Source organism: Bacillus sp. SIMBA_154, from assembly GCF_046536015.1.
GTDB classification, from domain to species: Bacteria; Bacillota; Bacilli; order Bacillales; family Bacillaceae; genus Bacillus; species Bacillus pumilus_P.
Window position 1 is genome coordinate 261,724 of record NZ_JAWJBV010000001.1, and the last position, 12,587, is coordinate 274,310.

Consider the following 12,587-nt stretch of genomic DNA (forward strand, 5'->3'; position numbering starts at 1 on the left):
GGTGAGCAGGATGAAGAAAATTTCAGTACTTGGAGCAGGCAGCTGGGGAACAGCTCTTGCGCTTGTATTAGCTGATAATCATCATGATGTACACATGTGGGGACATAGACAAGAGTTGATTGATCAAATCAATGAGAAACATGAAAACCATGATTACTTGCCAAATGTCGCACTGCCAGCGTCTATTAAGGCGACAACAGATATGAAGCAGGCTTTAGAGGGGACAGATGCGATTATTGTCGCTGTGCCAACAAAGGCCATTCGTGAAGTATTGAAGCAGACAAATGAGCTGATCTCAGCGAAAGTGCCATTTGTTCATGTCAGTAAGGGAATTGAACCAGATACACTTCTCAGAATTTCTCAAATGATTGAACAGGAAGTCCCAGCGGCGCAAAGAGAAGCTGTGGTTGTTCTATCAGGACCGAGTCATGCAGAAGAAGTAGGCTTGCGTCATCCGACAACAGTCACTGTCTCATCAGAAAATATTGAAGCGGCTCAATTTGTTCAAGATTTGTTCATGAACAACAACTTTAGAGTGTACACAAATCCTGATGTGATTGGTGTAGAAATTGGCGGAGCACTGAAAAATATCATTGCCCTTGCGGCAGGGATCACTGACGGACTTGGATATGGTGACAATGCGAAAGCGGCACTCATCACAAGAGGACTGGCTGAAATCGCACGTCTTGGTACAAAAATGGGAGGGAATCCCCTGACATTTGCCGGTTTAACAGGCGTTGGAGATTTGATCGTCACATGTACAAGTGTTCATTCGCGTAACTGGCGCTGCGGGAATTTACTCGGTAAAGGCTATAAGCTTGAAGAAGTACTTGAAAAAATGGGGATGGTTGTCGAAGGCGTCCGCACAACAAAAGGCGCATACCAGCTCTCCAAAGAATACAAGGTCAGCATGCCCATTACAGAAGCGCTTTACCATGTCCTGTTTGAAGGGAAAAAGGTAGACGATGCTGTAGAATCACTGATGGCACGTGTGAAAACACATGAGATGGAAGACCTTGTGAACATGTTCGAAAACCAAACAAAATAATTGGAAGACTGAACTTAGGCATGTAGAGGATGCAAGAAGGGGAAGACTTGCATAACATAGCAATGAAGTTTGAATAGAGCTTTGCCTCTACAGAATGAGGAAAAATAGTCGACTTAATGACTGAAGCAGAGTCCCCCTCTTTGCTTCTTTTTTTTTATGCGCTTTTTCCTGAATGATTGGAAAAATGATTGATATTTACCTTATTTTTGGTTTAGAATGAAATATAAACGCTTACAATTTGTTCGTTTTGAAGGGGGACAGGCACGATGAGTTTTGCTTTAATCAAGATGTGGTTTGCGCTTGGTTCAATGGGGCTCATGTTTTTAGCCGTAGTAACCATCTATTTCAGCAGGTTTAAGCTGAAAAGCCGATTTCTGAAAATAACAGCCTCGACCGTCGCATACAGCTTGATGCTCATATCAGGGATCATTGTCTTTTTAGTTGTATTTAGCGGGCCGGTCAATGAATAAGAAAAAGGAAGAATGTGATGATCAAAGCGAAAGTCAGTGTCACGTTGTTAACACTTATTTTACTTACAGGATGTCTTTATCCAGAGAATCGCAAAGCTGAAAGCCGGGTACCATACGAGGAGCAGCTGCAAAGCGTGCAGACAGCGATCGAGGAGTTTCAAAAAGCGACAAATGGTCTTTTGCCAATTGAAACAAAAGAAGCAGAAACGCCAGTTTATCAGAAGTACGTCATCGACTTTAAGCGCTTATCACCAAGGTATTTACACGATGTACCGTCTACATCCTTTGAAGGCGGAGGCGAATATATTTATGTCCTCACAGACGTCGAAAAAAAACCAACTGTGAAACTGCTTGATGTCAAAATGACGCAAACCATCAGTGAATTACGGCTTAGAATCAAAATATATCAAGACGAACATACATATCCGCCCTACGGCAAAGTGGTGTCCAAAAATTTATATACGTTAAATGAAAAAAAACTAGGATTAAAAGCGCCGCCTACGGTCATGAGTCCTGTTACGGGGAATTCCCTCCCATTACTCATTTCATCAAATGGCGAAATCTATGTGGACTATCGCAGTGATTTTGCTCATATTTTGAAAAACACAAAACAAAAGCTGAAACCAGGTGAAAACATTCAAGATGTATATTGGCAGGAAACCCCGTTTGTACCGGCATTTTCTGTCCCATATACAATCAATAAAAAAGGTGAGCCTGCTTTTTTAGAAAAAAAGACGTCATAAACAAGAATGAACCTTTTTCCTCTGCATATAAATGAGGAGAAAGGTTTTTTTATGGCTAAACTTACTCTCAAAACAAAAAAGGTGTCATATTCAAATAGGACAACGTCATACACATATATTGTCCAGACACCTTTCAAGCACAGTTTGATTGAAGTATAGAGTATTTTATTTGAAAACGAGGATAGCAAGTCCGGGAGGGGATCACTTGGAAAAAGTCGATATTTTCAAGGATATCGCTGAACGAACAGGAGGCGATATATATTTAGGAGTCGTTGGAGCTGTTCGTACAGGGAAATCTACGTTTATTAAAAAGTTTATGGAGCTCGTGGTGCTCCCGAATATCAATAATGAGGCAGACCGTGCAAGAGCACAGGATGAATTGCCGCAAAGTGCAGCAGGAAAAACCATTATGACCACAGAGCCAAAATTTGTGCCAAATCAAGCGGCATCTATTCACGTGAGTGACGGTCTTGATGTCAACATCAGGCTTGTCGATTGTGTAGGATACACAGTCCCTGGTGCACGCGGGTATGAAGATGAAAATGGACCGAGAATGATCAACACACCGTGGTATGAGGAACCAATCCCATTTCATGAAGCAGCAGAGATTGGTACACGCAAGGTCATTCAAGAGCATTCAACCATCGGTGTTGTGATTACAACAGACGGATCAATTGGCGAAATCCCAAGACATGACTATATTGAATCTGAAGAACGTGTGATTGATGAACTCAAAGAAGTTGGAAAGCCATTTATTATGGTGATCAACTCCGTGAGACCATATCATCCTGAAACAGAAGCACTGCGGCAGGAACTCAGCCAAAAATATGATATTCCAGTACTTGCCATGAGTGTGGAAAGTATGAGAGAGCAAGACGTACTCAGTGTTCTTCGTGAAGCATTGTATGAATTCCCAGTGCTTGAGGTGAATGTGAACCTGCCAAGCTGGGTCATGGTGCTAAAAGAAGACCATTGGCTAAGAGAGAGTTATCAGGATTCAGTGAAGGAAACCGTAAAGGATATTAAAAGATTAAGAGATGTCGACCGCGTCGTAGGTCAATTCAGTGAATTTGACTTTATTGAAAGAGCGGGCTTAGCGGGTATTGAAATGGGTCAGGGAATCGCAGAAATTGACTTGTATGCGCCAGATGATCTATATGATCATATCCTAAAAGAAGTGGTTGGTGTGGAAATTAGGGGCAAAGACCACCTTCTAGAGCTCATGCAAGATTTTGCGCATGCAAAGACAGAATATGATCAAGTGTCAGACGCATTAAAAATGGTGAAGCAAACTGGCTATGGGATTGCAGCGCCAGCTTTATCAGATATGAGTTTAGATGAGCCTGAAATCATTAGGCAAGGATCAAGATTCGGCGTGAGATTAAAAGCAGTTGCTCCATCTATTCATATGATTAAGGTGGATGTAGAGAGCGAATTTGCACCGATTATCGGAACAGAAAAACAAAGTGAAGAGCTTGTCCGCTACTTAATGCAAGACTTTGAAGATGATCCGCTTTCGATTTGGAATTCAGATATATTTGGACGCTCACTCAGCTCCCTTGTCAGAGAAGGCATTCAAGCAAAGCTGTCTCTGATGCCAGAAAATGCAAGATATAAGCTGAAGGAAACGCTTGAAAGAATCATCAACGAAGGATCAGGCGGTCTGATCGCGATTATTCTATAACATGTGAGACCTCTCTTTGATAGGGGTCTTTTTTTGCGTGCTATATGAGTCATAAAAAGACAATTGTATAAAGATTAGTCAGATTCAGGCTGAAATTAGGAATATTCGTTCGCAAAAGTGCCCTTAATCCTTGACGAATAAGGATTCTTCCCTTTAAAATGCTTGATATGGTATTTCATATGTGTTAATCTACTTACAGAAAATCTTCACTTTGTTGGACAAACATTCCTTCAAAGAGTAGTTTTCTAATGAAAAGCCATGTATGACGCTTTCTAGACGCTCTTTTTTTCAAAAAAAGTGTATAGAAAGAAGATGAATTGTGAAGAAATGATAACAATCTACTGAATGCATATTTTTGGGAGGAGGTGAAAGGCATGAACAAGACAGAACTTATTAACGCGGTTGCTGAAGCAAGCGAGTTATCTAAAAAAGACGCGACAAAAGCAGTTGACTCTGTTTTTGATACAATTTTAGATGCACTTAAAAATGGTGACAAAATCCAACTTATCGGTTTTGGTAACTTTGAAGTACGTGAGCGTTCAGCTCGTAAAGGACGTAACCCACAAACTGGTGCAGAGATCGAAATCCCTGCAAGCAAAGTACCTGCTTTCAAACCAGGTAAAGCACTTAAAGATGCGGTGGCAGGTAAATAATCGTTATGTGTAATCATCCTATTTAAGGAGTTATACATATACAGTTTCACACTAGTCTAGAAAAGCCCCTTCGATAAGGGGCTTTTCCTTTTGATTCAAAAGGTTCGTTTAGAACGCTCTCCTTTGCTTTTAGGATCTGAAGTGTGCTAGAATCTGATTGAAATGTAATCGCCTTTGGAGGATATAATACATGAGTGAAATAAATAAAGAACTAATCGAACACGCTGTACGCGATATATTAAAAGCAATCGGAGAAGATCCGGATCGTGAAGGACTTCTTGATACCCCAAAACGAGTAGCAAAAATGTATGAAGAAGTGTTTTCGGGATTAAATGAAGATCCAAAAGAACATTTTAAAACCATTTTTGGTGAAGATCATGAAGAACTCGTTCTTGTAAAAGATATTGCTTTCCATTCAATGTGTGAACACCACCTTGTACCTTTCTATGGAAAAGCCCATGTCGCTTATATTCCGCGCGGCGGGAAAGTAACGGGACTTAGCAAGCTTGCAAGAGCAGTAGAGGCCGTTGCAAAGCGCCCGCAGCTTCAGGAACGCATTACATCAACCATTGCAGATAGTATGGTGGAAACACTAAATCCGCATGGTGTGATGATTGTCGTTGAAGCTGAGCATATGTGCATGACGATGCGCGGAGTGAAAAAGCCTGGTGCCAAAACGGTCACATCAGCAGTGCGCGGCACATTTGCAAAGGATGCGGCAGCAAGAGCAGAAGTGCTTTCCTTTATTAAAAACGACTAATCAATAGATGGAAGGTGAACAGATTGAGTGAAAAAAAAGCATCTGATTTTGTGGTCATTAAAGCCATTGATAATGGTGTAAACGTAATCGGCTTAACTAGAGGCTCTGATACAAGATTTCACCATTCCGAAAAGCTCGATAAAGGTGAAGTCATTATCGCACAATTTACTGAGCATACGTCAGCCATCAAAGTAAGAGGCGATGCTGTCATTCAAACAAGCTTCGGTGAAATTCAAAGCGAAGCAAAGAAATAGAGCACGAGTATGCACTTGATAGCATAAAAGTGAGAGCTCATATGGTATAATAAATCTCTATACAATGTGCAGGGCTACATATGAAACTGTAATTTTTGGGACAAGGGTGATATCTTTGCAAGACATCTACGGAATTTTATCTAATCTAAATATAAAATTAAATAAAAAGCTTTCTCATCCTTATTTGGCAAAGCATTTGCGTGCGCCACTCATCGATGAAGATAAGCTCCTTCTTTTTCATGCTATGTTTGATGAAGCTCAAATTGATGCAGAGAAAAAAGAAAATTATATTCTAACGGCGATGCTTGTGCAAATTGCCCTTGATACCCATGACGAAGTCACAACTGCTGCAGCCATCAAACAAGACGAATTCAAAAATCGTCAGCTGACCATCCTAGCAGGAGACTATTTCAGCGGTCTCTATTATTCTCTTCTCTCTGACATGAAAGACATTTACATGATCCGCACGCTCGCTACGGCAATTAAAGAGATTAATGAACATAAAATTAGACTGTATGATCGATCCATTCAAGATGCAGCGCACTTTTACAAAAGTGTAGCTACAGTGGAGTCTGCGCTATTCCAAAGGATTTCTGAGCATTTTCAATTAACGCATTGGAATGAGATTGCAAGTCGTTTCCTTGTTTATAAGCGTTTTATGAAACAAGCAGAAGATGACAAACATTTAAAACTTTTTTTGAACGATAGCTATACGGACGCCTATACATGTTTTGACAACTTTGAGAATGAAGGCTATGAGCAAGCCAAACTGCCGATCAAGAAGTATCTTGATTCATCTCCGGTCGTTCAAAAAGAGCTATTAAATCGCTTGGATCATATGAAAAATGAGCCTGCGTACCATCAGAAAGTGGAAGAAGGGTAAGTCATGCAGCAATCAAAAGAACAGCGAGTACACGGTGTATTTGAAAAAATTTATAAAAACTATGATCAGATGAACTCTGTCATCAGCTTTAAACAGCATAAAAAATGGCGCGATAAAACAATGAAGCTCATGAATGTTCAAAAAGGAGCCAAAGCATTAGATGTATGCTGCGGGACAGCCGATTGGACCATTGCGCTTGCAGACGCTGCCGGAGAAAAGGGCGAGGTCAAAGGCCTTGATTTTAGTAAAAATATGCTGAGTGTTGGTGAAACGAAGGTGAAGACAGGGGGCTACAATCAAATTGAATTGATCCACGGCAATGCAATGGAGCTTCCTTTTGAGGATAACACATTTGATTATGTGACAATTGGTTTTGGTCTTCGAAATGTCCCTGATTACTTAACGGTGTTAAAGGAAATGACAAGAGTGGTGAAGCCTGGTGGAATGGTTGTCTGCCTTGAGACATCACAGCCTGAGATGATTGGCTTTAAACAAGGCTATTATGTCTATTTCAAATACATCATGCCGCTTTTTGGTAAGCTGTTTGCCAAAAGCTATCAGGAGTATTCATGGCTTCAAGAATCAGCCAAAACGTTCCCTGGCATGAAAGAGCTGGCGGCTCTTTTCGAAGAGGCCGGTTTGTCTGATGTCTCGTATCATCCATTTACAGGCGGTGTAGCAGCAACACATATCGGAAAGAAGCTTTGAATAAACGATATTTGGGTGAAGATAATGAAACTAAAAGCAATGATCTCTTTTTTAAATCATGATATCGATATAATTGAAAAAGAGCTTGAACAAACAGTTCGCTCTGATTATGCATTATTAAGTGAAGCAGGTCTTCATTTGCTGCAAGCGGGCGGAAAACGAATCCGCCCCGTTTTTGTTCTCCTTTCAGGCATGTTTGGCGACTATGACATTAATAAAATTAAATATGTTGCTGTTGCCCTGGAATTAATTCATATGGCATCGCTTGTTCATGATGATGTCATTGATGATGCAGAGCTGAGAAGAGGAAAGCCAACGATTAAGGCAAAATGGGACAATAGAATTGCCATGTACACAGGGGATTACTTGTTTGCACGATCGCTTGAGTACATGACAAAGATCAATCACCCAATGGCACATGAAATTTTGTCAAAAATGGTTGTCGAGCTCTGTCTTGGTGAAATAGAGCAAGTAAAAGACAAATACAACATGGATCAAAACCTTCGTACATATTTAAGAAGAATTAAGAGAAAAACAGCCTTGCTCATTGCAGGCAGCTGTCAATTAGGTGCCATTGCAGCAGGGACAGATGAAAAAACACATAAAGCCCTTTACTGGTTTGGATACTATGTTGGCATGTCCTATCAGATCATTGATGATGTCCTTGACTTCACATCAACTGAAGAAGAGCTAGGGAAGCCTGTTGGCGGAGACCTTTTACAAGGGAATGTCACACTTCCAGTCTTATATGCACTAAAGGATCCGACACTAGAAGGACAATTGAAGCTGATTAATAGCGAAACGACCGAAAAGCAGCTGAAGCCTGTAATTGAACATCTCAAACAAACAGATGCGATTGACCGCTCCATTCGAGTGAGTGAAATGTATTTGAAAAAGGCATTTGAACAGCTTGACAAGCTTCCACGTGGACGAGCGAAAACGTCATTAGCCTCCATTGCAAAATATATTGGGAAACGAAAATTCTAATCAACTTTTGGTTGATTGGTTTTTTTGTGAAATTTTTTGTCAAAAATTGATTATTATAAAAAAAAATGATACGATCACTCTGTAACAATGTAAGCCTATACATACATAACGACGGGGTGGAAAACGTATATGGACAAAACATTTCTTATGGTTAAACCTGATGGTGTTGAAAGACAATTAATCGGTGAAATTGTGTCAAGGTTCGAAAAAAAGGGACTTCAGCTTGTTGGTGCAAAACTAATGAGTATTCCGAAAGAAGTAGCAGAAACACATTACGGAGAGCATAAAGAAAAACCATTTTTCGGAGAATTGGTTGACTTTATTACGTCAGGACCTGTATTTGCTATGGTATGGCAAGGTGAACAGGTAGTAGACGTGACAAGGCAGATTATTGGAAAAACAAACCCGAAAGAAGCACTGCCTGGCACAATAAGAGGAGATTATGGGTTAACCGTTGGAAAAAACATTATCCATGGCTCAGACTCACCAGAAAGTGCTGAAAGAGAAATCGACTTATTCTTTAAACAAGAAGAACTCACAAACTGGGATCAAACCATCTCAAGCTGGATTTATTAAGGTTCAAGCCAAGGTGTTCATCAATTGAGCACTTTGGCTTTTTTATATTGATATTTCTATACGAAATTTCGCATGAGATGATACAAATTTTTGATAAAAACAGCTATACTAGGACAAAGATAGATGAGACAGGAGAGGACATTGATGGATCAATATCAAGTATTTGTTGGAAAATGGAAAAAACTAACCGGGGTTGATCTGAATCTCTATAAAGAAGCACAAATGAAACGAAGATTAACATCACTTTATGATAAAAAAGGATATAAAGATTTTGAAACATTCGCGGCTGCTCTTGAAAAGGATAGAGTGCTGTTAGATGAAACAATGGACAGAATGACCATTAATGTGTCAGAATTTTACCGAAACTATCAGCGCTGGGAAGTACTTGAGCAAAAAATTCTTCCGCTGCTTTTAAAAAATAGTGGAAACGTAAAGATATGGAGTGCAGCATGCTCGACAGGAGAAGAACCGTATACCCTTTCGATGCTGCTGTCAAGTCATCCTCTTGTGAAGGACTTCCAAATTATTGCAACTGATATTGATGATAAAGTCCTGCAATCAGCACAAAAAGGAAGATATCATGAACGCTCTCTGCAAGAGGTGCCAGATCAGATCAAACAAAAATATTTCACAAAAGAAGATTCTTCATTTTACACTGTGAAAGATGAGATTCGAAAGCACATTCAATTTAAGAAGCACAACCTTTTAGCAGATCCATATGAAAAACAGCTTGATCTCATCGTCTGCCGAAATGTACTTATTTATTTTACAGAAGAGGCGAAAGAAGAGATTTACTTGAAAATGAGCAACAGTTTAAAGCAAAATGGTGTGTTATTTGTTGGCTCTACAGAACAAATTTTTCACCCGGAAAAGTTTGGACTGACATCTGCTGATACTTTCTTTTATCAAAAGAAGGGTATCTAGCTGACTTTTTAGTAGCAAGTGTGTTATCATAGTTTTACTTAAAAGCGTTAATGCGATGAAGGGAGATTAAGTCATGAGGTACTTAACAGCAGGTGAATCACATGGGCCACAACTGACCACAATTATTGAAGGAGTTCCAGCGGGACTTTACATAGAGCAGGATGATATCAATTATGAACTGGCTAGAAGACAGAAAGGTCATGGCCGCGGAAGAAGAATGCAAATCGAAAAAGATCAAGCAAAAGTGTTAAGTGGTGTTCGCCACGGGAAAACATTAGGTTCTCCTATTACACTTGTTGTTGAAAATAATGACTGGAAGCACTGGACAAAGGTGATGGGGGCAGAGCCGATCACTGAGGAAGAAGAGAGTGAAATGAAGCGTCAAATCTCCCGTCCAAGACCAGGGCATGCGGATTTAAATGGTGCGATTAAATATGGTCACCGTGATATGCGAAACGTATTAGAGCGTTCATCAGCCCGCGAGACTACAGTTCGCGTGGCAGCAGGAGCAGTAGCCAAACAAATCTTAGCTCATCTAGGGATCAAGGTAGCTGGTCACGTCCTTGAAATTGGCGGAGTGAAAGCAGCTGATACTGCATATGAGTCTATTGAAGATTTGCAAAAGGTAACAGAAGAATCACCAGTTCGCTGTTATGACAGTGAAGCAGGTCAAAAAATGATGGATGCCATCGATGAAGCTAAAAAAAATGGCGATTCGATTGGCGGCATTGTCGAAGTGATTGTTGAAGGTATGCCAGTTGGAGTTGGCAGCTATGTTCATTATGACCGCAAATTGGACAGCAAGCTCGCGGGCGCTGTCCTTAGCATCAACGCTTTTAAAGGGGTTGAATTCGGTATTGGCTTCGAGGCGGCTTCTAAAAATGGCAGTGAGGTCCATGATGAAATCATCTGGGATGAAGAAAAAGGCTATACGAGAAAAACAAATCGCTTAGGTGGTCTTGAAGGCGGAATGTCAACTGGCATGCCGATTGTCGTTAGAGGGGTCATGAAGCCAATCCCAACTCTTTATAAGCCGCTTCAAAGCGTTGATATTGAAACGAAAGAGCCTTTCTCTGCAAGTATTGAGCGTTCTGATAGCTGTGCTGTTCCTGCCGCAAGTGTTGTCGCAGAAGCAGTCGTGGCATGGGAAATTGCCAATGCAGTCGTTGAGCAGTTTGGTCTTGACCAAATAGATCGCATTAAAGAAAATGTTGAAAAAATGCGCCAGCTTCAGAGGGAGTTTTAATGAAAACACTGGAAGTGAAGACGTCTTCAGCCACTTATCCTGTATATATCGGTGATGGGATTAAACGCAATATCGTAGACTTGATGACTTCCACTGGGCATTCCTTTACCAAGCTCATGATCATCACAGATTCAGCCGTTGATGCTATGTACGGTGATGAAATGGTGCGATTACTTGAACAGAAGTGGTCTGTACAAAAAGTGGTGGTTCCAAACGGAGAACAATCGAAATCTTTTGCGCAGTTTGAGCATATTCATACGAAAGCCATTCAATTTCAGCTCGATCGCTCCTCGTGCATCATTGCGCTGGGAGGAGGCGTAATTGGGGATTTGGCTGGCTTTGCTGCTGCCACTTATATGAGAGGCATTGATTTTATTCAAGTTCCGACGACCCTGCTGGCACATGACAGTGCAGTCGGCGGGAAAACAGGGATCAATCATCCGCTTGGTAAAAATTTAATAGGTGCGTTTCATCAGCCGAAAGCTGTGATCTATGATACGAGTATGCTTGAGACACTTTCTCAAATTGAGCTGAGATCGGGCTTCGCTGAGGTCATCAAACATGCGCTGATTTCAAGTGAAGACTTTTTATCAGAACTGATGTCCATTCGTTCTTTGAGCGAATTATCAAAGGGTGAGCTCGCACATATGTTGTATCAAGGGATCCAAGTCAAAGCATCGATTGTTCAAGAAGACGAAAAAGAACAAGGCGTGCGCGCATATTTGAATTTAGGCCATACACTTGGGCATGCCATTGAAGCGGAGTATGGATACGGAGCCATCACTCACGGAGATGCAATTGCGATTGGCATGCAGTTTGCTTTATATGTGAGCGAAAAGCAACTAGGACTCCGCCTTCATCGTAAGGAACTAAAAATGTGGATGAACGAACTGGGATTCCCAGTACAAGTCACGCAAGATATTTCAACGAAAACATTTGTTGATCGCATGATTGGTGATAAAAAGGCAAGAGGGGGCAGTGTTCAATTTGTTTTATTAAAACAGGTTGGAGACGTTACCCTGCATTCTTTCACAAAAGATGAGCTGTATCATTGGCTCGAAGAATGGAAACGGGAGGAGGGGTGTCTATGATGTTTCGAGGGATACGTGGGGCTACAACTGTGACAGAAGATACAGAAAAAGAAGTGTTAAACAAAACGAAACAGCTGCTAGAAGCCATTATTTCAAAAAACCAAGTAGATCCAGAGCGTGTCGTGCAGATCTTGATTTCAGCTACACAAGATATTCACTCCGTTTTTCCGGCAAAAGCACTTCGTCAGTTTGAAGGCTGGACATATGTGCCTGTCACTTGTATGCAGGAGCTTGACATTGATGGCGGTCTAAAACAGTGCATTCGGGTGTTAATGACCGTCCAGACAGATACAAAGCAGGAAGACATACAGCATGTGTACTTGGAAGGAGCCGTTACGCTTCGCCCTGATTTACAGTTGACAAAAAACAAGGAATTATAATACGATATGAACAGCCGAAGTTTACACATAGGTGTAAACGGCAAATGCAAGCTTAGAGAAGATGAGAATGAGACTAGGGTAGTTGAGATGAGTAGAGTTGAGCAGAGATACGATACTTCTATTTAATCATACTGCCTAAAAGAGCAAACCTCTTTTAGGCTTATTTCGTATACTCACACA

The 12,587-nt window shown here is 40.9% G+C and carries 15 protein-coding genes; all 15 read left to right on the plus strand.

All coding sequences use genetic code 11. The features are described from left to right. Positions 1-10 precede the first annotated feature (10 nt). Complete coding sequence (locus R0K30_RS01495; protein WP_367307854.1) at positions 11-1,048, plus strand: NAD(P)H-dependent glycerol-3-phosphate dehydrogenase; 1,038 nt, start codon at positions 11-13, stop codon at positions 1,046-1,048. Between the two features lie 266 nt (positions 1,049-1,314). After that, positions 1,315-1,518 carry a DUF2768 domain-containing protein gene (locus R0K30_RS01500; RefSeq protein WP_034318888.1) on the plus strand — a complete coding sequence of 68 codons (204 nt, stop codon included), beginning with the start codon at positions 1,315-1,317 and terminating at the stop codon, positions 1,516-1,518. Between the two features lie 17 nt (positions 1,519-1,535). Next, positions 1,536-2,261, plus strand: coding sequence for a hypothetical protein (locus tag R0K30_RS01505; protein ID WP_410608688.1), 726 nt, complete (start codon positions 1,536-1,538; stop codon positions 2,259-2,261). 205 nt (positions 2,262-2,466) lie between these two features. Beyond that, positions 2,467-3,945 carry a stage IV sporulation protein A gene (gene spoIVA, locus R0K30_RS01510; protein ID WP_008344534.1) on the plus strand — a complete coding sequence of 493 codons (1,479 nt, stop codon included), beginning with the start codon at positions 2,467-2,469 and terminating at the stop codon, positions 3,943-3,945. A 374-nt stretch (positions 3,946-4,319) separates the two neighbouring features. Next, the gene (gene hbs, locus R0K30_RS01515) at positions 4,320-4,598 is read left to right on the plus strand and encodes a non-specific DNA-binding protein Hbs (RefSeq protein ID WP_003215863.1); all 279 of its coding nucleotides are present in this window, start codon (positions 4,320-4,322) and stop codon (positions 4,596-4,598) included. Between the two features lie 190 nt (positions 4,599-4,788). Beyond that, positions 4,789-5,358, plus strand: a complete 570-nt coding sequence (gene folE / locus R0K30_RS01520) for a GTP cyclohydrolase I FolE (RefSeq protein WP_099728090.1) — start codon at positions 4,789-4,791, stop codon at positions 5,356-5,358. A 23-nt stretch (positions 5,359-5,381) separates the two neighbouring features. Further along, positions 5,382-5,612 (plus strand): trp RNA-binding attenuation protein MtrB, encoded by a 231-nt coding sequence (gene mtrB / locus R0K30_RS01525; protein ID WP_034318894.1) that lies wholly within the window; start codon positions 5,382-5,384, stop codon positions 5,610-5,612. Between the two features lie 115 nt (positions 5,613-5,727). After that, positions 5,728-6,495 (plus strand): heptaprenyl diphosphate synthase component 1, encoded by a 768-nt coding sequence (locus R0K30_RS01530; RefSeq protein WP_099728089.1) that lies wholly within the window; start codon positions 5,728-5,730, stop codon positions 6,493-6,495. 3 nt (positions 6,496-6,498) lie between these two features. Then, entirely contained in the window at positions 6,499-7,203 is a 705-nt protein-coding gene (locus R0K30_RS01535; protein WP_099728088.1) for a demethylmenaquinone methyltransferase, read from the plus strand. Between the two features lie 24 nt (positions 7,204-7,227). After that, positions 7,228-8,190 (plus strand): heptaprenyl diphosphate synthase component II, encoded by a 963-nt coding sequence (hepT, locus tag R0K30_RS01540; RefSeq protein ID WP_099728087.1) that lies wholly within the window; start codon positions 7,228-7,230, stop codon positions 8,188-8,190. Between the two features lie 129 nt (positions 8,191-8,319). Continuing rightward, positions 8,320-8,766 carry a nucleoside-diphosphate kinase gene (ndk, locus tag R0K30_RS01545; RefSeq protein ID WP_410608692.1) on the plus strand — a complete coding sequence of 149 codons (447 nt, stop codon included), beginning with the start codon at positions 8,320-8,322 and terminating at the stop codon, positions 8,764-8,766. Positions 8,767-8,910: 144 nt separating this feature from the next. After that, positions 8,911-9,690 carry a CheR family methyltransferase gene (locus tag R0K30_RS01550; protein ID WP_099728086.1) on the plus strand — a complete coding sequence of 260 codons (780 nt, stop codon included), beginning with the start codon at positions 8,911-8,913 and terminating at the stop codon, positions 9,688-9,690. Positions 9,691-9,763: 73 nt separating this feature from the next. Continuing rightward, positions 9,764-10,936 carry a chorismate synthase gene (aroC, locus tag R0K30_RS01555; RefSeq protein WP_099728085.1) on the plus strand — a complete coding sequence of 391 codons (1,173 nt, stop codon included), beginning with the start codon at positions 9,764-9,766 and terminating at the stop codon, positions 10,934-10,936. Continuing rightward, positions 10,936-12,027 (plus strand): 3-dehydroquinate synthase, encoded by a 1,092-nt coding sequence (gene aroB, locus R0K30_RS01560; RefSeq protein WP_410608695.1) that lies wholly within the window; start codon positions 10,936-10,938, stop codon positions 12,025-12,027. The genes aroC and aroB overlap by 1 nt, the downstream gene beginning before the upstream one ends. Then, positions 12,024-12,407 carry a chorismate mutase gene (gene aroH / locus R0K30_RS01565; protein ID WP_099728083.1) on the plus strand — a complete coding sequence of 128 codons (384 nt, stop codon included), beginning with the start codon at positions 12,024-12,026 and terminating at the stop codon, positions 12,405-12,407. The genes aroB and aroH overlap by 4 nt, the downstream gene beginning before the upstream one ends. Positions 12,408-12,587: the final 180 nt, after the last annotated feature.